The sequence below is a fragment of the Dietzia sp. SLG310A2-38A2 genome, assembly GCF_014145095.1.
GTDB lineage: Bacteria > Actinomycetota > Actinomycetes > Mycobacteriales > Mycobacteriaceae > Dietzia.
Genome location: NZ_JAALDX010000025.1, coordinates 1 through 24443, shown reverse-complemented (window position 1 = coordinate 24443; position 24443 = coordinate 1). Strand labels below are relative to the sequence as shown.

General features: G+C 68.5%; 26 protein-coding genes. 18 read left to right on the top strand and 8 right to left on the bottom strand.

All coding sequences use genetic code 11. From position 1 onward, the window contains the following. From G6027_RS01105 to G6027_RS01060, 10 genes are all read left to right on the top strand, one after another. The coding region (locus G6027_RS01105; protein WP_182634643.1) for an AMP-binding protein at positions 1-1184 on the top strand (1184 nt) is incomplete at its 5' end. Next, positions 1181-2773 (top strand): sodium:solute symporter, encoded by a 1593-nt coding sequence (locus G6027_RS01100; protein ID WP_182634641.1) that lies wholly within the window; start codon positions 1181-1183, stop codon positions 2771-2773. The genes G6027_RS01105 and G6027_RS01100, both read left to right, overlap by 4 nt. Then, the gene (locus tag G6027_RS01095) at positions 2766-3260 is read left to right on the top strand and encodes a hypothetical protein (protein WP_241726705.1); all 495 of its coding nucleotides are present in this window, start codon (positions 2766-2768) and stop codon (positions 3258-3260) included. Before G6027_RS01100 ends, G6027_RS01095 begins: the two co-directional genes overlap by 8 nt. Positions 3261-3736: 476 nt before the next feature. Beyond that, entirely contained in the window at positions 3737-4096 is a 360-nt protein-coding gene (locus tag G6027_RS01090; protein WP_182634639.1) for a YtxH domain-containing protein, read from the top strand. Continuing rightward, on the top strand, positions 4093-4515 hold the full coding sequence (locus G6027_RS01085) for a phage holin family protein (protein ID WP_182634637.1): 423 nt from the start codon (positions 4093-4095) through the stop codon (positions 4513-4515). The genes G6027_RS01090 and G6027_RS01085 overlap by 4 nt, the downstream gene beginning before the upstream one ends. Beyond that, positions 4502-4849, top strand: coding sequence for a DUF3618 domain-containing protein (locus G6027_RS01080; RefSeq protein WP_182634635.1), 348 nt, complete (start codon positions 4502-4504; stop codon positions 4847-4849). The genes G6027_RS01085 and G6027_RS01080 overlap by 14 nt, the downstream gene beginning before the upstream one ends. Beyond that, the gene (locus G6027_RS01075; RefSeq protein ID WP_182634634.1) at positions 4846-5151 is read left to right on the top strand and encodes a DUF4235 domain-containing protein; all 306 of its coding nucleotides are present in this window, start codon (positions 4846-4848) and stop codon (positions 5149-5151) included. The genes G6027_RS01080 and G6027_RS01075 overlap by 4 nt, the downstream gene beginning before the upstream one ends. A 99-nt stretch (positions 5152-5250) precedes the next feature. Continuing rightward, the gene (locus tag G6027_RS01070; RefSeq protein WP_182634632.1) at positions 5251-5772 is read left to right on the top strand and encodes a DUF6328 family protein; all 522 of its coding nucleotides are present in this window, start codon (positions 5251-5253) and stop codon (positions 5770-5772) included. A gap of 100 nt (positions 5773-5872) precedes the next feature. Beyond that, positions 5873-6223: a hypothetical protein gene (locus G6027_RS01065; RefSeq protein WP_182634630.1), complete on the top strand. Its 351-nt coding sequence runs from the start codon at positions 5873-5875 to the stop codon at positions 6221-6223. 37 nt (positions 6224-6260) lie between these two features. Further along, entirely contained in the window at positions 6261-6773 is a 513-nt protein-coding gene (locus G6027_RS01060; protein WP_182634628.1) for a hypothetical protein, read from the top strand. A gap of 226 nt (positions 6774-6999) precedes the next feature. On the opposite strand, the gene G6027_RS01055 is transcribed toward G6027_RS01060, so the two are convergent. Beyond that, complete coding sequence (locus G6027_RS01055) at positions 7000-9699, bottom strand: ATP-dependent DNA ligase (RefSeq protein ID WP_182634626.1); 2700 nt, start codon at positions 9697-9699, stop codon at positions 7000-7002. A gap of 356 nt (positions 9700-10055) precedes the next feature. Between G6027_RS01055 and G6027_RS01050 the strand changes: the two genes are divergently transcribed. From G6027_RS01050 to G6027_RS01040, 3 genes are read left to right on the top strand one after another with little or no spacing between them, the layout of a single operon-like run. Further along, a complete protein-coding gene (locus G6027_RS01050; protein ID WP_346995587.1) occupies positions 10056-11171 on the top strand; it encodes a CaiB/BaiF CoA-transferase family protein in 1116 nt (371 codons plus the stop codon). Positions 11172-11216: 45 nt separating this feature from the next. After that, a complete protein-coding gene (locus G6027_RS01045) occupies positions 11217-12047 on the top strand; it encodes an SDR family oxidoreductase (RefSeq protein ID WP_182634622.1) in 831 nt (276 codons plus the stop codon). Between the two features lie 15 nt (positions 12048-12062). Further along, entirely contained in the window at positions 12063-13580 is a 1518-nt protein-coding gene (locus G6027_RS01040) for an AMP-binding protein (protein WP_182634620.1), read from the top strand. A 35-nt stretch (positions 13581-13615) separates the two neighbouring features. Here G6027_RS01040 and G6027_RS01035 read toward each other — a convergent pair whose 3' ends face one another. Then, entirely contained in the window at positions 13616-14632 is a 1017-nt protein-coding gene (locus G6027_RS01035; protein WP_182634618.1) for an AraC family transcriptional regulator, read from the bottom strand. A gap of 126 nt (positions 14633-14758) precedes the next feature. On the opposite strand from G6027_RS01035, the gene G6027_RS01030 reads away from it, so the two are divergent. The 3 genes from G6027_RS01030 to G6027_RS01020 all read left to right on the top strand — a co-directional run bounded on the left by G6027_RS01030 (position 14759) and on the right by G6027_RS01020 (position 18007). Then, a complete protein-coding gene (locus tag G6027_RS01030; RefSeq protein ID WP_182634616.1) occupies positions 14759-15613 on the top strand; it encodes a MaoC/PaaZ C-terminal domain-containing protein in 855 nt (284 codons plus the stop codon). A 46-nt stretch (positions 15614-15659) separates the two neighbouring features. Continuing rightward, positions 15660-16859, top strand: coding sequence for a lipid-transfer protein (locus G6027_RS01025; protein WP_182634614.1), 1200 nt, complete (start codon positions 15660-15662; stop codon positions 16857-16859). A gap of 80 nt (positions 16860-16939) precedes the next feature. After that, positions 16940-18007: an alpha/beta fold hydrolase gene (locus G6027_RS01020; RefSeq protein ID WP_182634612.1), complete on the top strand. Its 1068-nt coding sequence runs from the start codon at positions 16940-16942 to the stop codon at positions 18005-18007. A gap of 388 nt (positions 18008-18395) precedes the next feature. Here G6027_RS01020 and G6027_RS01015 read toward each other — a convergent pair whose 3' ends face one another. From G6027_RS01015 to G6027_RS00995, 5 genes are all read right to left on the bottom strand, one after another. After that, the gene (locus tag G6027_RS01015) at positions 18396-18953 is read right to left on the bottom strand and encodes a hypothetical protein (RefSeq protein ID WP_187702480.1); all 558 of its coding nucleotides are present in this window, start codon (positions 18951-18953) and stop codon (positions 18396-18398) included. 80 nt (positions 18954-19033) lie between these two features. Further along, positions 19034-19999 carry an NADP-dependent oxidoreductase gene (locus G6027_RS01010; RefSeq protein WP_182634607.1) on the bottom strand — a complete coding sequence of 322 codons (966 nt, stop codon included), beginning with the start codon at positions 19997-19999 and terminating at the stop codon, positions 19034-19036. Positions 20000-20204: 205 nt separating this feature from the next. Next, the gene (locus G6027_RS01005) at positions 20205-20822 is read right to left on the bottom strand and encodes a hypothetical protein (RefSeq protein ID WP_182634606.1); all 618 of its coding nucleotides are present in this window, start codon (positions 20820-20822) and stop codon (positions 20205-20207) included. A 102-nt stretch (positions 20823-20924) separates the two neighbouring features. Next, positions 20925-21824 carry a hypothetical protein gene (locus G6027_RS01000; RefSeq protein ID WP_182634604.1) on the bottom strand — a complete coding sequence of 300 codons (900 nt, stop codon included), beginning with the start codon at positions 21822-21824 and terminating at the stop codon, positions 20925-20927. Between the two features lie 369 nt (positions 21825-22193). After that, entirely contained in the window at positions 22194-22418 is a 225-nt protein-coding gene (locus G6027_RS00995) for a hypothetical protein (RefSeq protein WP_182634602.1), read from the bottom strand. Positions 22419-22494: 76 nt separating this feature from the next. On the opposite strand from G6027_RS00995, the gene G6027_RS00990 reads away from it, so the two are divergent. Continuing rightward, positions 22495-22671 (top strand): hypothetical protein, encoded by a 177-nt coding sequence (locus G6027_RS00990; RefSeq protein ID WP_182634600.1) that lies wholly within the window; start codon positions 22495-22497, stop codon positions 22669-22671. 101 nt (positions 22672-22772) lie between these two features. Here the strand turns inward: G6027_RS00990 and G6027_RS00985 are convergent, their stop codons facing one another. Beyond that, complete coding sequence (locus G6027_RS00985) at positions 22773-23774, bottom strand: helix-turn-helix transcriptional regulator (RefSeq protein ID WP_182634598.1); 1002 nt, start codon at positions 23772-23774, stop codon at positions 22773-22775. A gap of 132 nt (positions 23775-23906) precedes the next feature. On the opposite strand from G6027_RS00985, the gene G6027_RS00980 reads away from it, so the two are divergent. Continuing rightward, positions 23907-24443, top strand: a 537-nt coding sequence (locus G6027_RS00980) for an amidase family protein (protein WP_346995586.1), incomplete at its 3' end; no start/stop codon positions are given.

The following is a 24443-nucleotide window of genomic DNA, read 5'->3' as shown; positions in this document are numbered from 1 at the left end:
CCGACGCGAGTGCGCTCACCGTGCTGCCGCTGTCGGTGACGGACTCGGCCGACCTCGCCGTCGTCGTCGCCGATACCGGCCCCGACGACCCGGCCCTTCTCATCTACACCTCCGGAACCACCGGCCAGCCCAAGGGCGCCCTGCACGGGCACCGCGTGGTGCTGGGGCACATGCCCGGCGTCGTCCGCGCGCTCGACGGGTTCCCCGAGCAGGGTGACGTGTTCTGGACCCCGGCCGACTGGGCCTGGGCCGGCGGGTTGCTCGACGTGCTGCTGCCGAGCCTCTACAGCGGTGTGCCCGTGGTGGCCTCCGCCCGGCGGCCCAGCCCGGAGACCGTGGAGCATATCCTGCGCAGACACGGCGTGACCTGCTCGTTCCTGCCGCCGACCATCCTCAAGATGATGCGCGCGTCCGAGGTGGACTACTCGCACACCGGGCTGCGGGCCGCGTTCTCCGGAGGCGAGGCGCTGGGCGAGGCCGTGGCCGAGTGGGCGCGCGAGGCGCTGGGCGTGCAGGTCAACGAGATCTACGGGCAGACCGAGCTCAACCTCATCGTGGGCACGTGCCACGCCGAGTTCGACACCCCGCCCGGCTCCATGGGCCGCCCGACGCCCGGTTTCGACCTGGTGCTCCTCGACGAGCTCGGTCAGCCGGTCGCCACGGGCGAGGTCGGCGAGGTCTGCGTGCGCCTGCCCAGCCCCAACGCGTTCCTGCGCTACTGGAACGCGCCCGACAAGACGGCGGAGAAGACCTTGGGGGGAGTCCTGCACACCGGGGACCTGGCGCAGGTCGACGAGAGGGGGAACTTCTGGTTCTCCGGCCGCAACGACGACCTGATCTCCTCGGCCGGCTACCGGGTGGGCCCCGGCGAGATCGAGGACCAGATCCTGCGCCACAGTGGCGTCGAGATGGTGGCCGTGATCGGCGTGCCGGACGAGCTGCGCGGCGAGGCGATCGTCGCGTACGTCGTCCCCGCCGAGGGGGTCAGCGGCACCGACGAGCTGGCCCGCGAGATCCAGGCCCTGGTCAAGGAGCGCCTGGCCTTCTACCAGTACCCGCGGGAGGTCCTCTTCCTCGACGAGCTCCCCACCACCAACACCGGCAAGATCCGCCGCGGCAAGCTGCGTGCCGATCACGCCCGACCGACCTCCGACCACCGACCGACCCCTGAGGATCCCTCATGAACAATCCCGTCGTCATAGGCGTCGTGCTCGCCTATTTCGTGCTCATGTTTGCCATCGGCGCGTGGGCCAACACCAAGATGAAGTCGGCCAAGGAGTTCCTCGTCGCGGGGCAGTCCTTGGGCTTCTTCGTCATGGCCATCGCCAGCTTCTCCTCCATCCAGTCCGGCTGGGGCATGGTCGGCGGAACCGGCCAGACCTACGCCTGGGGCCTGCAGGCGCTCATCGCCGTGGGGCTGCTCGCCCCCTTCGGCTTCGCCGTCGCCTGGTTCCTGCTGGGCAGCCGCCTCAACTGGATCGGCAAGAAGCACCGCGTCTACTCGGTGCCCGACCTCATCCGGGTCCGCTTCCAGGACCGGACCTCACACGCCACCATGTCCGTGGCCGTGTTCATCGCCTCGATCGCGTACATGACCGCGCAGGTCACCTCGATCGGCGTGATCATCTCGCTGCTGCTGGGCACCTCGATCGCCACCAGCGTGTGGATCGGCTCGATGGTCGTGGCCGCCTACACGATGGCCGGCGGCATGCTCGCGGCCGTGTGGACCGACCTGGTCCAGGGCGTGCTCATGGTGGTCATGTCCGTGGGCCTGTTCTTCTTTGCCGTCCAGGTGGCCGGCGGGTGGATCCCCATGCTCGACACCATCTCGGCCGGGAGCGCCGAGATGCTCTCGATCGACGGCGTCCAGGCACCCACCTACATCTTCGCCTTCGGCCTCCTGATCTTCGTCGGCGCCGTGGGGCAGCCGCAGCTGCTCACCAAGTTCCTCATGCTCCGCGACATGACGCAGCTCAAGTGGGGTGCGGCCGTCGCAGGCATCGCCTACGCCATCACGACCCTGTTCTCCGTCGGCATCGGTCTGTCCACCCGCTCCATGACCCTCACCGGCGACGCCCCGGAACTCGAGAGCATCGACGACACCGCCATCTGGTTCCTCGACTCGGTGACCAACCCGATCGTCGGCGGCATCGCGCTGACCGGCCTGCTGGCGGCGATCATGTCCTCTGCCTCGAGCTTCATCACCATCGGCGCCTCGTCGATGATGCGGGACCTGCCCGGCGCCTTTGGCATCAAGGTGGTCCGCGAGCTGCTGTGGAGCCGGATCGCGAGCCTGACCCTGGTGGTCCTGTCGGTCCTGCTCACCCTGTTCCTCTCGCAGGTCGTGTTCCTGCTCGGCGCGCTGGGCTGGGCCGCCTTCGCCGCCGCGATAGTCGGCCCGGTGGTCATGTCCATCTACTGGCATCGCGCCACGGCCACCGCCGCGACCGTGACAGTGGCGTTCGCGATCCTCGGCAACATGATCATCACCTCGCTGGCCGCGCGGGACATCATCTCCGTTCCGGCGTTCATGCAGGTCGGCGGCATCTCGTTGCTCGTGTCGATCGTGCTGTTCTACGTGGTGTCGCTGATGACCACCAACCGTCACCCCGACGCCACCCTGGAATTCCTGTACGGCGGCCGCAGCGTTGTGACCGACCCCAGGCTCGGCGGCGCGGCTGCCACCCCGACCGCGTCGACCACGGTTGCAGCGTCGACCCCGACCGCAGCGTCCACCACGACCGCCTCCACCGAAAGGAACGACCATGTCTGATCACGCCTCTGATCCCGCCGCACGCGGCCACGGACGCGAGGGTGCCCACGGCCGCGCGCTCGACGGCGGTCTCGACCCCGCCGACGCCCCCGAGCCCGACCACAAGCGCGCCGGCATGCTGATCCACGCGTTCGTGGCAGTGGCCGCCTTCGCGTTGCTCGGGATGTTCACCGACACGTGGCAGATGGTGTTCCTCGCCGTGCCGCTCTTCGCCGTGATCATGATGCTGCTCGGCTCCCTGCACTCCGACGGCTCCTGGGAGAGGGTGTCGACCATCGCGATCGTGGCCTACTGCGCAGGGCTGACCGTGCTGGTGCTGTGGTCGATCCTCACCGCGAACGGCTATGCCGTGCTCTGGGGCCTGCCGATGTCCATGGGCGTGATCTTTTACTTCATCTGGCCCTACACCGCCGTCGGCGCCGGACTGCTCTACGCCCTGGTCTTTGACCGCACGATCGACGAGAAGAGGCTGGCCGCCGCGGCCTGAGCGTCGCCGCGGCTGCTGGGATCGCCCTCCCCGCAGCCGTCGCGCCCGTCCATCCCCTCCATAGCCGCCGGGCCAGCTCTCCCCGCAGCCGCGCGCGAAGACTGCAGCCGCACAGGACATCTCCCGTGCGGCTGCAGCGATTGCGGGCGGCTGCGGCGTTTTTTGCGTCCGAACCGAAACCCGAGGGGGCCAGGCCCGCCGGCCCCGCACGGCGACCGCGGTTGATCCCGCCCTATCCGCACTCGAGCGACCTGTCGACCGGATGCGGGCGCCCTATCGCCGCCATAGCATTACGGTGTTCGATCCGACGGCACCAAGGAGTCCGAGATGGTCGACCACGATCCCCTCACTCGTCTCCACGTCGCCGTCGCCGGCCCCGAACAGGGCCCGGCGAGCATTCCGATGATCGCCCCATAGGGACGCAGTCCCGGCCACCACAGAGTGGCGGTGGACGTCCCCGACGAGAGGAAATCCACATGAGCAAAGTGACACTGCTCGCAGCCGCTGCGGTCGGCTATGTCCTGGGCAGCCGAGCCGGACGCGGGCACTACGAGATCGTCAAGGACCAGGCCCTCAAGCTGTGGCAGACGCCGCAGGTCCAGGAAGCGGCCAACCAGGCCACCGAGGCTGCCAGAGACGCCGCCGAGCAGGTGAAGGACAAGGCGTCCGAAGCGACCGGGCAGAACGGCACCGGGCAGAGCAGCAACGGGCAGAGCAGCAACCGGCAGAGCAACAGCGGTCAGAACAGCGGGGGACGTCACTCCGCCGATCAGGTTCAGCCGCCCAGCTCGCAGTTCCCGCCTTCGGGCGGCGGTGACGGGACGGCCCCGTCATGAGTCGCCCGGTCGACCCCTCACGACCCGGGTCGGACCAGTCGGTGGGGCAGCTGATGACGCAGTTGTCCGAGCAGACCTCACGGCTGGTGCGCGATGAGCTGTTGCTGGCCCAGGTGGAGTTGAAGAACTCTGCCAAACACGCCGGCGTGGGGGCCGGGTTGTTCGGCGGCGGCGGGATCCTCGCCCTGTTCGGCTTCGGAGCACTGGTCACCGCGGCGATCGCAGGACTGGCGCTCGTCCTGCCGCTGTGGCTGTCCGCACTGATAGTGGGTGCGGTGTTGCTGATCGTCGCCGGGGTGGTGGCACTGCTGGGAAAGAAGCAGGTGGAGCAGAGCACCCCGGCCATGGAGCGCACCGTGGACAGCGTCAAACAGGATGTCCGGCAAGTGCAGGAGGCACGTCACCATGGCCAGTCCTAGTTTTCCCGATCGCCCCGAGCCCGACGCACAGGCCAGCGCCGAGGAGGTCGAGGCCGATATCGCCCGCACGCGCGAGGAGCTGGCCCACACCGTGGACGAGTTGACTCGGAAGCTCGATGTCAAAGCGCAGGCTCAGCACAAGAAGCAGGAGGTCAAGGACAGGGTGGGGGAGCAGGTGCACTCCGCCCGGGCTCAGGGCGCCCAGACGTTCGCCGACCTCAAGGACACCGCCACTGACGATCGGGGGCAGCTCAAGCCGATCGTTCCCGCGGCTGCCGTCGCACTCGCGGCTGCAGTGATCGCAGTGGTGGTCTGGAAAAGGAGGACGTCATGAGCGCTGCCGCGAAAAGTGGATCGTCCAGCACGACCGCGAAGGCGCTGTACCGCCCGATCGGGATCGCCAGTTCGCTCGTGGGTGGGCTCGTCGCCAACGCGGTGTTCGCACAGGTCTGGAAGCGTGTGGTTCCCGACGGTGACACCACTCCGCCGAACGCTCTCGATACCGATCACCGGATGTCCGAGATCCTCGCGGCCACCGCGCTGCAGGGTGCCATCTTCGCCGTCACCAAGGTGGTCGTGGACCGTGCCGGCGCTGTGGTGTTCCAGCGGGTGACCGGCGACTGGCCCGGCGAATAGTCGAGTAGCGACGGTCATCTGAGCTCGCGCATGTGCATGGAGGTATTCCGTCTCCGCACCGGTCGGACGACGATGGAGGCACGCGGCGAAGGGAGCGACATGCACGTCGATGGCACCGGGCAATGCGGCGAGGGCCTGGCCGGGGAGCGCGACGAGACGGAGGCGCAGCGGATCGACCGCAACTGGATCGAGCTGCTCCAGGAGCTGCGCATCGTCCAGACCGGCGGCCAGGTGCTCACCGGATTCCTGCTGGTGGTGCCGTTCCAGGACCGTTTCGCGGACATCGGGGGCGGTGGCCGCGCCCTCTACCTGGTGGTCCTGTCCCTCGCCCTCGCCTCGACGGTCGTCCTGCTGGCCCCGGTGATGATCCACCGCGCGGTGTTCCGCTCCCACCGCAAGGACCGGGTGCTGCGACTGTCCGCGACGCTCGCCCGCGTGGGCCTGGCCATGCTGTCGATCGCGCTGGTGGGGTTGGCCGCACTGGTGTTCTCACTGGTACTCGGGACGCTGCCGGGGCTCGCGGCCGGGGCGGTGATGGCGGTCCTCGTGGCGGTCATGCTCTTTCTGGTGCCCGCCCGGGTCCGCCATCGCGCCGCGACCAACCCGTACGTCGCCGACTGAGCCCCGCGTGTGTCCGCCAATGACACGGCGCCTTTCCCTGAGGGTGGGACAATGGGGTCCGATCCGGCCCGCGACAGCGCAGGGGAGGTGGCCGTTTCCGATGACGTCGATGGAGATGTACTCCGGTTCCGTTGATCGGCAGCAGAACGCTGCCGCCGAGCAGGCCCGCATCCGACTGGACGCAGGGCTGCGCGAGTGGGGTGGCCAGCGCTCCGCGCTTGCTGCTGACGATCTCGGCCGCAATCCGCTGCGCCGGGTGCCGCGAGGCTGGCCAGAGGGAACGGCCACTCGGGTGGAGGTGGCGGCCCGGGAGGCCTGCGTGATCGACGAGCAGGGCGCGCGAACGGAGGCGTCCCGGCTGCTGTGGTCGGCCACCGCCAAGCTCGTCGGCGCCGCGGTGGCGTTGGGGGTTCCGCTGGCGATCCTGATCGCGCTGGTGGCGGGGTCATGACGGTGAGCCGGGGTCGCATCGCCAAGCGGGTGACGTCGTGCTGAGGCTCATCGCCCCTGTCGTCATTGGACTGCTGTTCCTGGCGGTGATCGCGGGTTGGTTCTGGTACACCACCTGGCTGGTTCGGTCGGCGATCGATGAGCTCGCCCATCGCCGCAGGCTCAAGGCCGGGGTGGATCCGCTACAGGTGACGGCAAAGAAGGCACTCGCGTCAGTCGAGGCGGCGCACGACTCGGCCCACAGGGCACTCTCGCTGACGGTGGAGGCCTGGTACGACCTGCGGGAGAGCCGGGCGGTGGGGTCCGCACTGGTCGAGAGGTTTCCCAAGATCGAGGAGAGGGCCGCGCGGGACCCGGAGTTCCTCGACGTCCTTGAGGACGCTGATGCGCTGCTCAACGAGACACGACCGGGATCCGAGGCGATCGACGACCTCGTAAGGCGCACTGCCCGGATGGATGAGCTGAACCTGCGGCTCAGGCACCTGGTTCATCAGTACGACGCCGCCGGGAGACGCGGGTTCGGACGCTTCTTCCCGCAGAGTCGGCAATAGTCGCGCTGCGCGCGGGCCGAACGCGGGCGTGGGTCGCGGTGGTGCGCGGCTCGGTGCTGGACGCGGGGTAGCCCCTGCGTAGTGGCCACCAGATGAGCCGGGTAGCCCCGCGTACTGGTCGTACTCAGCGCGGAGAATCGCCCCGTTCAGCCCGATAGCCACGACCAGTAGCTCGGTAACTGCGACCAGCACGAGAGGGTGCGCGTGGTGAGCGCGACAAGCTGTTTCAGAGATCCCCCGGCAGCTTGTCCCGCCGGATGTCCCGCCACGACGACTGCCGCAACACCCCGTCCTCGGTGAACCCTTGGTGGCGGACCTCCACCACGAGCTTGGGCAGCACCCAGACGGCGTCCCGGCGGGCATCTGACGGCAGGTCCTCGAGGAACGGACTCGAGCGTCGGCGCAGCGGCTCGAGCTCCTCGAGCAGAGCCTTGCCCTGCCGATCGGAAAAGCCGGTGCCCACGCGGCCGATGTAGGTGAGCCCGGTCTGCGCGGGCAGCCCGAGCAGCAGTGAGCCGAGGGAACCGGATCGCCCGCCCTTGCCCGGCCGCCAGCCGCCGATCACGGCCTCGGTGGTGGTGAGCAGCTTCTCCTTGAGCCAAGTCTTGGCCCGCCGGCCCGACTGGTAGTGCGAGTCCCGGCGCTTGGCCACGATGCCCTCCCAGCCGAACTCCTCGGCCTCGTCTAACGCCCGGTCGCCGGGGCCGTCGAGAACCCCCGGCACGTGCACTCGCTCAACCTCCTCGAGTGCCGGCGTCAACAGGTCGAGCACCTCGCGACGCCGATCCCACCGCTCGCGGCGCAGGTCCACGCCGTCGAGTCCCAGCACGTCAAAGATGAACAGGTGCACCGGTCCGATCGACGAGTCGCCTCCTTCCGCGGCGGCCTGCTTGGCCAGTGCGGAGAACTCGGGGACGCCGTCCGGGCCTGGCACCACGAGTTCGCCGTCGAGCACCGCGGGTTTCCCGATCGCCTGCGCCAGCCCGGGGAAGCCGTCGGCCAGCCAGTCCATCGAGTTGCCGTTGCGGCTCATCAACCGACTCTGCTTGCCATCGGTCGCCACGGTCACGCGGTAGCCGTCCCACTTGCCTTCAAAGGCCCACTTGTCCTCGGGCAGGGATGTTACCGAGCCGGCCGTGGGGATCATCGGCAGTGGGGGAGCCTCGGGGCGGTCGGCCATGTCCGAATCGCGGGTCGACTCATCGTCCGAGCCGCGGGAAGGCGACTTGTTCGAGTCGCGGGAAGGCGCCGTGTCCGAGCCGCCGGAACGATCGTCATCCGAGGGATAGGACGACTTCGGGTTGTCCCGTCCGCCATAGAAGGAGTCCGGCGACTGGTCCTTCATGTACTGCACGATCCACTGGTTCTTCTCGACGCTCGTGCGCACCAGGACGTACCGGCCGGAGACTCTATCGCCGTTGAGCCACACGATGATCTCGTCCTCGCGCCACTTCTCGCACTCGTAGGTGCCGCGGTCCCAGACGGTCATGTGGCCGGCGCCGTATTCGCCCTTGGGAATGGTGCCCTCGAACGTCTCATAGCCCAGCGGGTGGTCCTCGGTGTTGACGGCCAGTCGCCGGTCCTTGGGCTCGGTCGGCAGGTTCTTGGGCACCGCCCACGAGGCCAGTACGCCGTGGTGCTCGAGCCGCAGGTCAAAGTGCAGGCGGCGGGCGTGGTGCTCCTGGATCACGAAGATCGGGTTGTCGCCGTCGGAGCGGTCGGTGTCGACCTCCCCGTCGAACGGCTCCGGGGTCTTGCGGCGATCGCGTTTGCGGCGGTACTCCTCGAGGCTGGTCACCACGGCGTCGGCGTCGGTGGGGCCGGCGTCGCAGCCCTCCTCTGCCGCGGCGCGGGGCGACTCCTCGCCGTCGGAATCAGAGCCGCGGGAATCGGTGCTGCCGGAATCGGAACCGCCGCGCTCGGGGTCCTCGTCATCCGATGACGACGAGCTCTTCTTGCTGCCCCCCGACTTCCTCTCCCGCGATGCCGATGACTTCCTAGCGGCAGTCTTCTTGGCGGCACCCTTCTTAGACGCCCCGCCCTTCTTCGCGGGTCCCTCTAGGCCTTCGAGCAGGTCGCCCTCGGACTCCAGTCGCGAGAGCATCTCGTCCCAGTGCAGGTGCTTGAGTCCGCCGTCGCCGAGTTCCTCCCACGAGCGCGGGGCCGCGACCCACGGCTCGGCACGGCCGCGCAGCGAGTAGGGCGCCACGGTGGTCTTGGCGCCGCTGTTCTGGCTCCAGTCCACGAACACTTTGCCGTCGCGGATGGAGCGCTTCATGGTGGCGGTGACCAGGTCCGGGGTCTGCTTGGCCAGCGACTGGGCGATCTGCTTGGCCACCGCGGAGGCGCCCTTGGAGGAGACGGCCTTGGCCAGACGGGAGTAGAGGTGGATGCCCTTCGATCCGCTGGTCACGGCGAAGGCGTCCAGTCCGGCCTCGGAGAGGAGATCTCGGACGCGCAGTGCGACCTTCGCCGTCGTATCCAGGTCGACGTCCTGGCCGGGGTCCAGGTCGATGACGATCCGCCGCGTCCGCCCCGGCTCGCCGTCGGACAGGGTCCACTGCGGCACGTGCAGTTCGAGCGCGGCCTGCTGGGCGAACCAGGCCAGCGTGGCGGGGGAGTCGAGCACCGGGTAGGTGACGGTGCGCGAGGAATGCTCGATCGCCACCCGCGACACCCAGTCGGGCGCGTGGGAGGGCAGGTTCTTCTCGAAGAAGGACTTGTCCTCGGTGCCGTCGGGCCAGCGCTTGCGCGTCACGGGACGTTGACCCGCGTACGTCATCAGGTGCGGCGCTACAGCCAGGTAGTACTCCAGGACATCGGCCTTGGTGGTGCCGGTCGCGTCGTAGAGCACCTTGTCGGGGTGGGTGAACCGTATGGTCCGCCCGTCGACCTCGACCGACTCCTTGGTGCCCTTGCTCGCCATGGGTCCACTCTGGCACTGGAGTCGGACATCGGCGACCGGCTTCGCCCGTCTCCCTCAGCGGATCGGGCCTGTCAGAAGAACGCGCCCGGCGCCCCGCGACTGGCCCGTGCCTCACCGCGTGAAGTCGATGACCAGCTGTCCGCGCGTGACGCCGAATTCACTGACGCACCGGAATCGGTCACCAAATGCGCTCGTCTGGGTCATGGGGGACTGCGCCGCCCGACCGTAGCGTGAGCCGCATCACTCCACCACACGTCGAGGAGACGCTCACCGTGACACATCAGCCGCTCGGGACGGATGGCGATCCACACGCCCCGCGGGACGAGACCGCCGGGACGAAGGGGCCACTTGACGGAATCCGTGTAGTGGAGATCGCCAGCCTCGCACCTGCCCCGTTCGGCTGCATGATGCTGGCAGACCTGGGGGCCGAGGTCATCCGGGTGGACCGCCTCGGCAGCAGCGCAGCGATCACACCCCCCAGCGGGCCGCTGGATCGCGGCCGCAGCACCGTCGCGGTGAACCTGAAGACAGCCGAGGGCGTCCGGGCAGTGCATCGACTGGCGGCCGGCGCCGACGTCTTCGTCGAAGGGTTCCGGCCCGGTGTGGCCGAACGTCTGGGGGTCGGCCCGGAGGCGCTCACCGAAGTGAACCCGGGACTGGTGTACGCCCGGATGACGGGTTGGGGGCAGGACGGTCCACTCCGGGACCGAGCCGGCCACGACATCAACTATCTGGCGCTGGCCGGGCTTCTCGAACCCCTCGCCCGGAACGGGGAGCGTCCCTCGGCGCCGATGAACCTGCTCGCCGACTTCGCCGGTGGCGGGATGGTGATGGCTCTCGGCATCGTGTCCGCCCTCGTCGAGCGGCAGCAGTCGGGCAGGGGCCAGGTCGTCGATGCGGCGATGGTCGACGGCACCTCGCTCTACTCGGCGTTCCTGCGAGGAATGCACGCCCACGGGATGTGGAACGAGGATCCGGGCACCAACATGCTCGACGGCGCCGCCCCGTTCTACGACACCTACCGCTGTGCGGACGACCGGTTCGTGGCAGTGGGGTGCGTGGAACCCCAGTTCTTCGCCGAGCTCGTCTCGACGCTCGGGATCGACGCCCGGGGGCTTCCGGAGCAACACGACCCCGCCGGGTGGGATGACTGGCGGAGGCTGCTCGAAGGGACCTTCGCCGGGAGAACGCGCGATGAGTGGGCCGAGCAGTTCGCCGACTCCGATGCTTGTGTGACGCCGGTGCTGTCCCCGTGGGAGGCGCCGGAGCATCCACACCATCAGGCCCGCGGGTCGTTCGTCGAACTCGGTGGAGTCGTACAGCCCACCCCGGCGCCGCGCTTCAGCAGATCTACTCCCGCTACCCCCGTGGCCGCGGACGCCTGCGGGCGCGATGTGGCACAGACCCTGCGGCGGTGGGGGTTCTCCGAGCCCGAGACCGCTCTCCTCGTGGGCTCCGGAACCGTCGCCTGACGGATGCGGGACCCGACTAGTCACTACAGAACAGGATGGAATCACATGGGAACACTGGACGGTAAAGCTGCCATCGTCTCTGGCTCTGGCCGTGGGATCGGACGAGAGATCGCCATGAAGTTGGCGTCCGAAGGGGCCGGCGTCGTGGTCAACGACCTGGATGAAGGCCCTGCTCACGAGACGGTCACCGCCATCACCGAGGCGGGCGGGCGAGCAGTCGCGTGTGTCGGCAGCGTGACCGACGAGGGATTCGCCGAACGGTTCGTGGGTACCGCCGTCGACGAGCTCGGTGGACTGGACATCATCGTCAACAACGCCGGGTACACCTGGGACAGCGTCATCCAGAAGATGTCCGACGAGCAGTGGGATGCGATCCTCGACGTCCACCTCAAGGCGCCGTTCCGGATTCTCCGGGCAGCCCAGCCGGTCATCGCGGCCTCGGTCAAGGCGGCGCGCGAGCAGGGCGCGCCGGTCCCGTGCCGCAAGGTCGTCAACATTTCCTCCGTCGCGGGCCTGGGCGGCAATGCCGGGCAGGCGAACTACTCCGCTGCCAAGGCCGGGATCACCGGCCTGACCAAGACACTGGCCAAGGAGTGGGGCCGCTACAACGTCACCGTCAACACGGTCGCCTTCGGCATGATCAAGACCCGCCTGACCGAGGTCCCGGCCGACGGTGACGGGACCATCGACGTGGCCGGCCGCGAGATCAAGGTGGGGGTCAACCCGGACCTGCTCGCCGCGATGGAGTCGATGATCCCCCTCGGCCGCGGTGGCACCCCCGAGGAAGCCGCCGGCGCGGTCTACATGTTCTGCACCCCCGACTCGAACTACGTCAGCGCGCAGACCCTGGTCTGCGGCGGCGGGTTCATGATCTGACGAGGACTTACAGTTATGAAGACCATCCCAGGCACCCTCCGGGCCACGGCCCGGCGCGTCCCCGACAGCGTCGCGATCCGGTTCGCGGACTTCCACTGCACCTACGCCGAGCTCGACGCCGAGGTCGACCGCACCGCCCACGCACTGTCGACGCTGGGGTTGGGGCGGGGCGACCGGTTCGCACTCATGGGCACCAACTCCGACCGATTCATCGTGGCGTTCTACGCCGCTTCTCGAGTCGGCGCGATCGTGGTCCCTATCAACCCGGCCTCGGCGCCCCCTGAACTGCAGTACCTTCTGGAGGATTCCGGGGCGAAGGTGCTGGCCTACGATCTGTCGCTGGTCTCCGCCGTCGACGGCGCCAGGCCACACTTCCCCTCCACGACCGCGCATACCGTCTCTCTGACAGCCGGGGGCACAGACCCCTCGTTGGCGGAGCTGGCCGGCGCGGAAACCGATGACCCGTTCGAGGATGTCCCGACCGAGGCCGACGACTCGCTGATCCTCTACACCTCGGGCACCACCGGCAAACCCAAGGGCGCCCTGTTCGATCACCACCGCACCATCTGGGTGGGCGTGGGATGTGCGGGCGTCACCGGCATGAGGGCGGGCGACAGGTTCCTGCACGTGGCTCCGCTCTACCACGCGGCAGAGCTGTGCATCATGCTCGTTCCCGGCACACTCCTGGGCGTGACGCACGTGGTCCTGCCGGGGTTCGATCCCGGCCCGGTGCTCGATGCCCTGGAGGCGGAGAACATCACCATGATGTTCGGGGTCCCCACGATGTTCCAGTTCCTCATGCTCTCCGGAATGGGCGACCGGGACCTGCCCTCCTTGCGCACGGCCCTGTTCGGGGCAGCACCGATGCCGGCCAGCGCGGTCGAGTCGCTCACCCGGGCACTGCCGCACGTGGACCTGATGCAGCTGTGCGGTCAGACCGAGGGCGGGCCGGGCGGCATCTACGCCACCTGCGAGCAGGTCAAGGCGCGGCCCAGCGCGAGTGGCCGTCAGCCGACGATGTTCCTCGAGGCCAGGGTCGTCGACCCCGACGGTGACCCCGTGCCGGCCGGTGAGGTGGGGGAGCTGATCCTGCGGGGCGAGACCATCATGAAGGGATACTGGAACAAGCCCGAGCAGACCGCCGACACCATTCGTGACGGGTGGCTGCACACCGGGGACCTGGCCCAGGTCGACGCCGACGGTTACATGACGTTGGTGGACAGGCTCAAGGACCTCATCATCACCGGGGGCCGGAACGTCTACTCGGTCGAGGTCGAATCGGTGGTCGCCGCCCATCCCGACGTGACCGACGTGGCCGTCGTCGCTCGCCCGCACGAAACCTACGGCGAGAGCATCGTCGCCCAGGTCACCCTGCGCGAAGGGTCGACGCTCACACTCGTCCAGCTCCGCGAGTTCTGCACCGACAAGATCTCGCACTACAAGATCCCCCACGATCTCATCGTCGGCGAGATCCCACGCAACGCCTCCGGCAAGATCCTCAAGCACAGACTGCGGGCGGCACTGCAGAGCTGACCAGGCAGAAGCAGCTGCCCTCCGGCCCCCGGCTCCTACTCGTCCGCCCCGCCAGATCCCGGACGGTAGGAGCCGGGGGAATTTCCGGTCCACCGCTTGAACGCCCGGTAGAAGGCTGACGGTTCGGAGAACCCGAGGCGGTAGGACAGCGCCGTGATGGACTCGTCTCCCCGGACGAGGCTGGCGATCGCCGCATCGCGCAGCAGTTCCTCCTTGAGCTTGGACATCGACGTTTCTTCGTCGCGCAGCACGCGCCGCAGATGCTGGGTGCTCATCGACAGCCGGTTGGCCACCTCATCGGCGTCCATCCACTGGCCGTGCAGCCCTCGTTCCAGCAGGTGCCGGACCTGACCGGCCACGGACAGGTCATGCTCCCGGGAGTTGAGCAGGTCCCGGGGGGCCTGCCGCAACCACTGCTCGACGGCCTCCTCGTCCCGCACCGTCGGCAGGCTGAGCATCGTGTGCGGTAGGACGAACGCTGCGGTGGGCTGATCGAAGTGGACGTTGGGGCCGAAGATGATCTCGTAGTCCTGCGGATGCTCCGGCATGGGGTAGGGCAGCAAGACCCGGTCGATGAGAAGCCGCCTGCCGATGAGCCAGCCCAGGAACCGCACAGTCACCGCGAGACTGATGTCGACCATGAAATGGGTCGGATCGCGCTCGGGGTCGATGGCGATCTCCACACGGACGACGTCGTCGCTCCTGTGCAGGGACATCTCGGAGAGCCCTGGGATGACCCGGCTGAACTGGCTCCACCTCTCGAGTACCGCGCCCAGATCGGGTGCGCTCAGCACGGCGAGGCTCAGCATCCGGAAGGTGCCCCGTGGCGTTCTCCGCGGCCCGAGGCCGAACAGCTCATCCTCGGTCAGCGCCCAGAGCTCCTGGATCATCGCGGAGGCCTGGTCGATGGTGATTCTCGACCGGTCGTCGAACAGGAGACGGGGGTCGACGCCCAGGGTGCGCAGCCAGCAATCGAGATCGTAGCCACGAAGCTCGACCGTTCTGGACGCGGCTCTCAGGAACCTCACCGGCAACGTGCGTGGCGTGGCCACTACTTCTCCTGCACTCAGACCATTTCGGTCAGTGTTTACGCGAACGGAGGTCATTCGCACCGAGTCGCATCCTACGTAACGTCCCCTGTGTCAACAGCGTGACCAGTCCACACGAGAGGCTTTGTGGTGACCGATTCCGATCACGACTTCCGGTTCGACCTGCTCGAGCAGTGGAGCGACACTGTGGTCTTCCACGCCACCCGCGAGCACATCGCGGCCTTTGCGGAGGCGACCAACGACGACCACCCCGCACACGCGTCGGGCGATGTCGCTCCGCCCGTCTACGCCGTGGTGCCGGTCTTCCAGACCATGGCTCAGACGACCATGGCGGCGGTCCCCGGCGAGCTGCAGATGAAGATCCTGCACGGCGAACAGGAGATGCGCTACGCCCGCCCGATCGCCGCCGGTGACGAGCTGCACTGTCGCGCGAAGGTCGTGGGGATCCATGGACGCTCGTCGGGGGTTGTGGTGACCACCTACGTGGAGACCACCGACCCGGCCGGCGCACTGGTCAACGAGCAGTATTTCTCCGGGTTCTTCCGCGGCGGCCGCCTGTCCGGCGGCCGAGGCGTGGAAGCACCGCAGCATCAACTGGACCCGGCGCTCCGAGACCGGGCCTGCGACCACGAGGTGGTCCAGAGCTTCGACGACGACCAGACCTACCGTTATGCGGAAGCGTCCGGCGATACGATGCCGATCCACACCGACCCGGAGTTCGCGAAGTCCGTCGGGTTACCGGGGATCATCATCCACGGTCTGTGCACGATGGCGTTTGTCTCCCGGGCCGCCGTGCAGGCCGCGTGCCCGGACGATCCTTCCCGCCTCACGCGCCTGGCCGTGCGGTTCAGCGCCCCCGCCTTCCCGGGCAGCACGATCACCACTCGCTTGTGGCGGACAGGCGAGGGCGCATACGCCTTCGAGACCACCGCACAGGACGGGTCCGTCGTGATCAAGGACGGGGCGGCCGAGGTCGCCCACTGACCGCCCCCTCCCCGGCATTTCCCCTCATCAACGCAGAAGGAACGCAATGAGCAACAAGGTCTATGTCATCGGTGTCGGTCTGACGAAGTTCGAGAAGCCGGGCCACCGCCAGGGCTGGGACTACCCGGACATGGCGCGAGAATCGGGCACCGCCGCACTGCAGGACGCCGGTATCCACTACGACCGGGTCCAGCAGGCGTACGTCGGATACTGCTTCGGCGACTCCTGCTCCGGCCACCGGGCGGTCTACGAGCTCGGACTGACCGGTCTGCCGGTCTTCAACGTCAACAGCAACTGCTCCACCGGTTCCTCGGCCCTGTTCCTGGCGGCGCAGGCCATCCGCGGCGGGCTCGCCGACTGCACCCTCGCGCTGGGATTCGAGAAGATGCAGTCGGGCTCGCTGGCCATGGACTCCGCCGACCGGGCTGCGCCCATGGGGCGGCACATCGAGGCGATGGCGGAACTGCGCGAGATGACCTTCCCGCCCGCGCCGTGGATGTTCGGCGCCGCCGGCCTGGAGCACAACGAGAAGTACGGCTCCTCGCCGGAGCACTTCGTGAAGATCGCCGAGAAGAACCACCGTCACTCGGTCGACAATCCTTATGCGCAGTTCCAGGGCGCACTGAGTGCCGATCAGATCCGGAACGACAAGATGATCTACGCAGAGGCCCGCCTGACGCGCTCCCAGTGTTCGCCGACATCAGACGGGTCGGGCGCGGCGGTCCTGGCCAGTGAGCGTTTCGTCGACGAGCATTCACTGGGCGATCAGGCCATCGAGATCGTCGGTCAGGCCCTGGTCAGTGACCTGCCGTCGACGTTCGCGGATCGCAGCATGATCAGTCTCGTCGGCGCCGATATGAGCAGGACAGCTGCCCGGCAGGTCTACGAGCAGGCGGGGCTCACCCCTGACGATGTCGACGTCATCGAGCTGCATGACTGTTTCGCGCCCAATGAGCTGCTGACCTATGAAGCCCTGGGGCTCGCCGCCGAGGGGGAGGGGCATCACCTCGTGGACCGTGGTGAGACGACCTACGGCGGCCGCTGGGTGGTCAACCCCTCCGGTGGTCTCATCTCCAAGGGCCATCCCCTGGGGGCCACGGGGCTCGCGCAGTGTGCGGAGCTGACCTGGCAGCTGCGTGGCACCGCCGACCAGCGACAGGTCCAGGGCGCGCGGGTCGCACTACAGCACAACATCGGTCTGGGCGGGTCCGCGGTCGTCACCGCGTACACACCGGCCAATCGGTAGTACCGTCCGAGAATCATCCACCCGTCACCGCGCCGGCATATGACGACCGGGGTCGGCGGGGAGCACAGTGAGGACAGTCAATGAAATCCGCTTCCCGCCGAGCCCGACCCCGGCCACCGGCTCGGTGGCTGACGGCCATCCTGTCGGTGGTCGTCGCAGTGGTCATCGCGGTGTCCGCCGCACCGGCAGCGTCAGCACAGGGCCCCGGGACACATCCGTTCACCGGCAGCACGGGAAGCGTGGCCGCGCCGGAACTCGTCGCCTCCCTGCCCGACGGTCCGTTCCCCACCAACTTCTCGATAGTCGATGCCCTGGCCAACGCGGCGCTTCATCCCGATACCCCGCCGCCGGGTGCCGACGACCCCGACTGCGTCCTCACGCCCGAGCATCCCCGGCCCGTGGTGCTGGTCCACGGCACGCTGGAGAACCGGACGTTCAACTGGTGGGCGCTGGCTCCGGTGCTGCGCAATTCCGGTCACTGCGTCTTCACGCTCAACTACGGGCAGGAGGTCGGGGCGTGGCGGCCGGGGGCGCCGGGGTCGTTCAAGGTCGGCGGCACCGGACCGGTCATGGACTCCGCTCACCAACTCGCCGCGTTCGTCGACACCGTCCTCGCGGAGACCGGGGCCACGAAGGTGGACATCGTCGGCCACTCTCAGGGCGGGATGATGCCGCGCCTGTACATCAAGTACCTGTCGGGTGCGGACAAGGTCGCGAACCTCGTGGGCCTGGCGCCCGACAATCACGGGACGTCGTTCTGGGGGATGCTCACCACACCGCCGTTCAACGAGGTCCTGTTCGCTGCGCTGGGGCCGGCGATCGCGGATCAGAGGACCGACTCGGAACTGATCCGGCGCCTCAACGAGGGTGGGGTCACGCCGGGGCCCAGCTACACGGTGATCGCCACCGACCGCGACTGGATCGTCACCCCGTGGGTCAGTGGCTTCCTGCCCGTCACTGACCCGTGGCTTCCGTCGAGTCCGGACGTGACAAACATCCTCCTCCAGGAGGCCTGCGCGACAAACTTCGCGGAGCATCTGAGCATCCCGTTCAACCCCGCGGCGATCGCCCACGTACTGCACGCCCTGGACCCGTCGTACGTGGTGGAGACCCCGTGCACGGTGTCCCTTCCGGTGGTCGGCGGGTGAGGTGAGCTCGCGGGGACGACGATGACGACGACGACAACTCCGGCTCCGGGACGACTTCGGTCTCCCGCATCACCGCATGAAGTCGATGACCAGCCGTCCGCGCGTTCCGCCGGCTTCGAGGTCGCTCGTGGGCGCGCCACGCGTCATCGACGTGAGCTGTTCCGCTTGATCGTTGACACGAGTCACTGCTGTCCGCAGTGCAACCGCCTGACCGTTCAGAGCGCCCCGTCCAACCCCCCGATCCCGCACCCCAGGAGGGTGAGGGCCCCGAGAGTGACGACGACGACGGCATCACGTCGCCCCGCCTACGCGGACACCCGCTCCGCGCACGGACGTGGAACGCGGAGCGCGGTCAACCCCTACGTAGCAGCTGCATCGACGTCGCCGCTCAGGCGTGGCTACTGATGAGGTCGTCCATCGACTGCCCCGATTGTGTCGACCACAGGCTGAACACCGCGCCGGTCATAGCCGCGGCCGCGTAGAGGGCGGACGCCAGCCCGTGCTCGCCGATCACGGTGCGCATGCCGGAGGTCGCGTCGCAGTCGAGCAGGACCGCATCGCACAGCCCGGCCATGCCGTCCGGGGCGTCAGGACGCCGTGCGCTGTCGCGGACCTTGGCGATGACAGCTGCGGGCAGCTCCGGCGCCACCGACTGGGCGAGCTGGGCGAAGCGGGAGGCCACGGTCAGGGCGTCGGGGATCGGCGGGGGAGAGGCATCGACGGTCAGCTCCAGGGCCTCGAGGAGCTCGCCGGCGGCCGAGGTGTCGCCGCGTGCGTGGGCGTATAGAACGGCCCGGACCTGCTCGACGGCGGCTTTGTGGCGCTGCTGTGCGCGTTCCATCCCGGCGGTGAGGTCGGCGACCGACGCGGTTCGCACATCGACGCCCTCGCGGACCAGGAGCGGCGCGAAACGCTCGAACTGTGCGCGCTGTTCAGAGGAAGCCATGGCTCCATTGTGTTCCCTCGAGATGGACAGCCCCGCGCCGCGGTGCACATCACCGATCCGCGAGGCGACGTGCCCGTGCCTCACCTGGTGAAGTCGATGACCAACCGTCCGCGCGTTCCGCCGGCTTCGAGTCGCTCGTGGGCTCGCCCCGCGTCATCGGGCGAATAGCTGTCCGCAACGCGGAGTGTGACCACGCCGTCTTCCGCCAGCTGCCGCAGCTCGTCGAGCTTGCCCTGCTCCTCTGCCATATCCGCCACCCTCACGGCATGGACCTTCAGGTCGCGGCTGCCGTCGCCCTGGTACCACCGCACCGTCGCGACCCCGCCACCGGTCTTGACCGCGGGGAGCACGGCGGCGTCCTGCACTGCTCCATCGAAGAGGCCATCGACCCCGTCGGGGTAGAGCTCGAGGATGCGGTCGGCGACGCCGTCTCCTCGCTTGACGATCTGATCGGCGCCGAGCGACCGGACGAGCGCTTCGTCCGCCTCGGACGCATCGGCAACAACTGTCAGGCCGGCGTGCTTGGCCAGCTGCACGACGTATCCACCGGTCGATCCAGCCGCTCCGGTGACCGCAAGAGTCTGTCCGGGCTTGAGATCAAGGAGGTCGAGAGCGCGCCGAGCGGTCAGGCCGTTCATGGGAAGCGTCGACGCGGCGACGTCGTCGGTATCGCGGGGTGCGGCGGCGATCGACTGTGCGGGCAGGACGATGTCCTCGCGATATGCGCCGTGCTCGTCGCGAGGCACCACGATCCCCATCACCCGGTCGCCGACCGACAGGGAGGTCGTCGCGTCCTCGCCGATCTCGACGAGGGTGCCCGCGATGTCCATGCCTGGGACGTCTGCGGCCCCGCGCGGCGTTCCGGTCTTAGAACGTGAGCCGTTGCGCGTGTAGGTGTCGGTGGGGTTGACGGTCGCGGCCGTGACCCGCACGCGAACCTCGGTCGGCCCGAGTTCCTGGGCCGGGACGTCAACGACCTGCAGAGCGTCCGGGCCACCGTAGGTCGTCACTCCGACAGCGCGGACGGGGCCAGCTGAGACGCTCATTGTTTCTCTTTCCCGCAGAACCGGTGAAGAACGGGGCGGTTCCGCTTGATTGTTGACACGAGTGACTACGTGTCCGCATGCTAACCGCCCGCCCGTTGAGAACACCCTGGCCGAGCCCCCGACCCCGCCCCCAAGAGAGCCACAGCCCCAGCCGTCACCACCCCGGCAATCTTGCGGCCCGCCGGCGGCAGTTCGAGCCTGGCGCTCAGTTCCCCCGCCGGAACTGGTGGGCGGCGCGGAGGGCCGCGTCCACGTCGAGCCCCCTCCCGCCCAGGAGCGCCTGTGCCATGTCGGCGCTGAGATCAGGGCATTCGGCGAGTGTCCGGGTCAGGATCTGCGGGTCTGGGTCTGCCGCGGCGGGGCGACCCCCGATCGACATCGTGAGCTGGTCGAAGATCTGCTTGAGTACGGGCCGGTCATCAAGGATTGGCAGATTCAGGGAGGTGAAGCCGTCGTCGGCGTTGTAGTCGGCGCGCGTCCAGGTACCACCGTCGTACCCGTAGATGAAGCCGATCCACATGCCGTGGGTGTCGATGCGTTCGAGGTAGTCGCCGATCGCCTCCGCCCACCACGGTGGACAGCTGGCCAGGAGGTCGGTCTCGGGCTCCCCGAAGTAGTCCGCGGCGGAGCGGAAGTACGTGGTGGAGTACTCGTGGTCGTGGCCGAGGAGCACTGCCCGATCATCGCTGACGAAGCGGATGTCGGCCCAGTTGCCGCCGCCGTCGTCGTAGTGCCAGGTGGAGCCGTCCGAGTAGGCGGACTCCGCCCACCGGGGCCCGCACGCGGCGAGCACCGCAGACAGAGCGGACCACCGGGGGGCCATCGCGTCAGGGTGGGGAAGATCGATTTCTCTCACGCGACGATTCTGGATGACGGAAGACCATGGTGGAGCAGTCACATCAGAAGCGGTATTCCATTAGACGGATCAGGCGATCTCTACCGCTTCGACTTCATCGGCAGCGAGGAGCGCGTCGGCTGTACCTCGATCGCAACCGAGTAGGGAGTACTCCCAGTCGATGTCCGTGACCAGGAGCCACTCCCGGCCGTCGGGCCACAGGGCATCGACGCCGCGGAAGCCGCCAGAGGCGAGGCCCGTCATCGCGGGTACGCCGGTGACCGTGGTCTGGAGGACTTTCATTCTGCGCCCCAATTCCACCTCGGGTGAGCAGATCTGGGAGGCAGGAACCACCGTGAGCTGCGGGTGGATGTGCGTGTCGGGGTCGCTGGTGTAGTACGCCATCGAGTGGTCGGGGCCCGGTCCGTAGGAGTTCCAGGCAAGACCTGAGGTCTCGAAGACCGCCCCGAACGCTTCCTCGGGTGTGGAGGTGTGGCCGGCGAGAACCTCGAAGAGCGCCCCGATCTCGGCAAGCCCTTCTGCACCCTCGAGCGGAGTTCCGAATCGGTCATCGCGGGCGTCGTATGGGTCTTGAGGTGGCGGATTGCCGTTGGTGACGGCGATGTCCCACCACATCGACAAAGGCGACGTCGTCACTCCGTTTGCTCTGGCGACCTCGTCCCAGGTGATGTTCCGGTCGTCCGTGCGGGCTGGATGGCGGATCAAGAGCAGAGCCTGAAAACCGCAGTTCCCCACCTTGTCCTCGGCGAACTCCCCGTGCATCTCACCCAGTCTGCGATGCTGCCGGACCCAGTCGAGGTGGGGATCTCGGGTCAGAGGCTGGATTCCGCTACGAAGGAAATGCTGCCAGTCCCGGCCTTCTGCCTCGACGTAGTCGAGCAGGAGCCGGGTCATCCGGGCGGGTAGGTCCGACTCGATGCAGATTACCGCGTGGCGGTCGGTGTCCGATCGCTCGATGGTGAACGTCACTGTGCCCCCGCGTGGACGTCGAAGCGCCAGCTGAATGGGACCGCGGGACTGCACGGTGTACGGGCGCGCGAGGCGAGGGCGCCGTCTGCGGAGGAAGAAGTCGCGCCAGGTGCCTAATGGCCTCAGCGAGGGTGGTTTCTGTAGGGGTCGGCGGGCACGGGTTCTTCGAGCGGGCCACTGGACGGTGTCGCCCTCCCTAAGCGGAGGGGTCGGAGTCAGGCGGTACACGTGTGCAGCGTGAGGGTCGGCGAAGGCGCGAAAGCCGGCATGGAAGTAGGGGGATCCGATCAACGCGCGGGCCAGTGCTGGATCCAACGCCATCTCGATCCGATTAGTCGCCACGAGCGTCACAGTAGCGATGCACCGTCATCACCACCCGCCTGGAGGGATCCCGGTGTCGGACCAGTCGATCGCCGCGAACTGCTCGTGGTAGGCCTCGCGGTCGAAGACGAACGGTCCGAGTGCCTCGTAGTCCCACTCCCTGAATCCGTGCCGGAACCCGTGCCACTCGACGACGTCGTCACGGACCTCGACCCGAGCCGCCAGTGGCCAGCAGTGCCCCACCACCTCGTCGAGCGGTGTGGTGTGCGCCACACCGCTGCTAGCATCGGCCGGGCAGGCGCGACCAGCGCCAACTCGTCACGCGCACCCGCCCGAAAGGACGTCCACCATGGGTTCAGATGCACTCGGCTCGCTCGGGTCACTCGCTATCGGATCGCTCGCGGCCCCCCTCCTCGGATCGCTCGGCCTCGGCTCGCTGCTCCAGGGGGCCAGCAGTGGCACCGGCAGCGGCACGGACTCACTGACCGGAATGCTGCCCACCGACCTTCTCGGCGGCATCTCCTGACGACACGGTCTCTCCTGGCCAGCTGAAGAACGCACAGGACCCCGGACCGCACCCGCGGCCCGGGGTCTTCTCGCATCTGCGCCCCGGACCGACGGGCCCGTCTATGCCGGCAGCGCGGAGTGCCTCGCCTCAGCCACGCAGCGGATCGCGTCGAGGCTGTCCAGGTCGCGGAGAAGCGCCTCCCGCCCCAGGGCGGTCCGGTTGGGCACGCCGACCTTCATTAGTGCGGACTCCACGTGGGTCCGGGCGGTTCGTACGGAGATGCCCAGAGCGGCGGCGATATCGTCATTGGTCCATCCCCGGGAGAGCAGTCCCACCACGTCGAGCTCCCGCGGGGTCAGGTGGTCGTCGCCCTCGGCCTGCTGGACGCGGATCAGGACTCCGTCCCCGGCGGGGGCGGTGGTGACGCGCCACCACTCCCGTGAGCCATCGCGGTGCCGGAAACCGAGCGCCGCTCCGGTGCGCTGGTGCAGGTCCCCGATCCGAGCGAGGTCTCTGGCGGTGAACGGGCCCTGGGCCACGTCGCCCACCCGCACGTCGAGCCTGCCGCGGCCCGCCCACACCACGAGGTCCGCGGGGGCGGGAGTGAAGGACGCCCGGGGATCGGTCAGGGAGGCGATCTCGCTGGCGAGCATGGTCAGCCCCAGCAGGGACTCGTCGCGCAGCGGCCGGCCGTGGGTGGAGCTCAGCGCCAGGAATCCCGGGCGGGGAGTGCCGTGGCGGAGCACGCCGAGGGGGAGCGTCAAGCCCTCGTGAAAGCCGTTGGGCTTGAGCGCCTCCCGGTAGGTGCGCGAGGCGCGGAAGTCGTACGGCAGGTCGATGAACCTCCCCGCCACGCGGTGCTCGGTGATGTAGCGGTGCGCGGGACACTCCGCTGCGTAGGTGGTGGAGATGAATCGGATGGCGTCGCCGGGGTAGTCGAGGTTCACTAGGACCGGGTGCGCCTCACCGGAGGTGGCCCGCTGTGGCCCGACGAGCGTGGCGCAGTCGAACCCCAGCCCGTCGCGGACCATGCGCACCGGCTCGTCCAGCGGAGCTTCACCCCGGCCGGCGGCGCGCACGCTGTCGGCGAGACGGACCCACCACGTCATATCCGGCGTCATGCACACCTCCGATCGTCGCAGGCCAGAGCGGGAGAGACATCGGCCATTCGGCCGATGTGACCTGGAGCACATGGTGCCACCATTCGGGCAGTCGGCGTAAGAGGCGCCGGATGCCTATCCCCAGGAGGACCCGTGAACGTCGAGGAATACTCAGCACAGGATGCGACGTCGCTCGCAGAGATGGTCGCCGCCGGTGAGGTCACCGCGGACGAGCTGGCGACGCTGGCCACGGACGGGATCAACGCGGTCAACGCGCAGATCAACGCCGTGGCGACAGGCCCGTTCGACAAGCCCCTCGACTACGCCTCGGACGGGACGTTCGCCGGGGTGCCGTTCGTGATCAAGGACCTGGTCTGTCATGCCGAGGGCGTGCCCACCCGGATGGGCACGCGGATGCTGGCGGACGGGGTGGTCCCGCCCGCGGACACGCATCTGATGGAGCGGTTCCGGGCGGCCGGGCTGGCGACGGTCGCGGTCTCCACCACCCCGGAGTTCGGCTTCAACGCCAACACGGAGGCCCTGGTCTACGGGCCCACCCGAAACCCCTGGGACACCACGCGGAGCGCGGGTGGCTCCAGCGGCGGGTCCGGGGCGCTCGTGGCGGCCGGCGCGATCCCGGTGGCGCACGCCAACGACGGTGGTGGCTCCATCCGGATCCCGGCGGCGGTC

Excerpts from the sequence above, each read along its gene's own strand:
- G6027_RS01055 (WP_182634626.1), bottom strand. The coding sequence starts at position 9,699 with ATGGCGAGCAAGGGCACCAAGGAGTCGGTCGAGGTCGACGGGCGGACC.
- G6027_RS01080 (WP_182634635.1), top strand. The coding sequence starts at position 4,502 with ATGGCCAGTCCTAGTTTTCCCGATCGCCCCGAGCCCGACGCACAGGCC.
- G6027_RS01085 (WP_182634637.1), top strand. The coding sequence starts at position 4,093 with ATGAGTCGCCCGGTCGACCCCTCACGACCCGGGTCGGACCAGTCGGTG.
- G6027_RS01090 (WP_182634639.1), top strand. The coding sequence starts at position 3,737 with ATGAGCAAAGTGACACTGCTCGCAGCCGCTGCGGTCGGCTATGTCCTG.
- G6027_RS01045 (WP_182634622.1), top strand. The coding sequence starts at position 11,217 with ATGGGAACACTGGACGGTAAAGCTGCCATCGTCTCTGGCTCTGGCCGT.
- G6027_RS01100 (WP_182634641.1), top strand. The coding sequence starts at position 1,181 with ATGAACAATCCCGTCGTCATAGGCGTCGTGCTCGCCTATTTCGTGCTC.
- G6027_RS01065 (WP_182634630.1), top strand. The coding sequence starts at position 5,873 with ATGACGTCGATGGAGATGTACTCCGGTTCCGTTGATCGGCAGCAGAAC.
- G6027_RS01020 (WP_182634612.1), top strand. The coding sequence starts at position 16,940 with ATGAAATCCGCTTCCCGCCGAGCCCGACCCCGGCCACCGGCTCGGTGG.
- G6027_RS00990 (WP_182634600.1), top strand. The coding sequence starts at position 22,495 with ATGGGTTCAGATGCACTCGGCTCGCTCGGGTCACTCGCTATCGGATCG.
- G6027_RS00985 (WP_182634598.1), bottom strand. The coding sequence starts at position 23,774 with ATGACGCCGGATATGACGTGGTGGGTCCGTCTCGCCGACAGCGTGCGC.
- G6027_RS01070 (WP_182634632.1), top strand. The coding sequence starts at position 5,251 with ATGCACGTCGATGGCACCGGGCAATGCGGCGAGGGCCTGGCCGGGGAG.
- G6027_RS01075 (WP_182634634.1), top strand. The coding sequence starts at position 4,846 with ATGAGCGCTGCCGCGAAAAGTGGATCGTCCAGCACGACCGCGAAGGCG.
- G6027_RS01095 (WP_241726705.1), top strand. The coding sequence starts at position 2,766 with ATGTCTGATCACGCCTCTGATCCCGCCGCACGCGGCCACGGACGCGAG.
- G6027_RS01025 (WP_182634614.1), top strand. The coding sequence starts at position 15,660 with ATGAGCAACAAGGTCTATGTCATCGGTGTCGGTCTGACGAAGTTCGAG.
- G6027_RS01005 (WP_182634606.1), bottom strand. The coding sequence starts at position 20,822 with ATGGCCCCCCGGTGGTCCGCTCTGTCTGCGGTGCTCGCCGCGTGCGGG.
- G6027_RS01040 (WP_182634620.1), top strand. The coding sequence starts at position 12,063 with ATGAAGACCATCCCAGGCACCCTCCGGGCCACGGCCCGGCGCGTCCCC.
- G6027_RS01015 (WP_187702480.1), bottom strand. The coding sequence starts at position 18,953 with ATGGCTTCCTCTGAACAGCGCGCACAGTTCGAGCGTTTCGCGCCGCTC.
- G6027_RS01010 (WP_182634607.1), bottom strand. The coding sequence starts at position 19,999 with ATGAGCGTCTCAGCTGGCCCCGTCCGCGCTGTCGGAGTGACGACCTAC.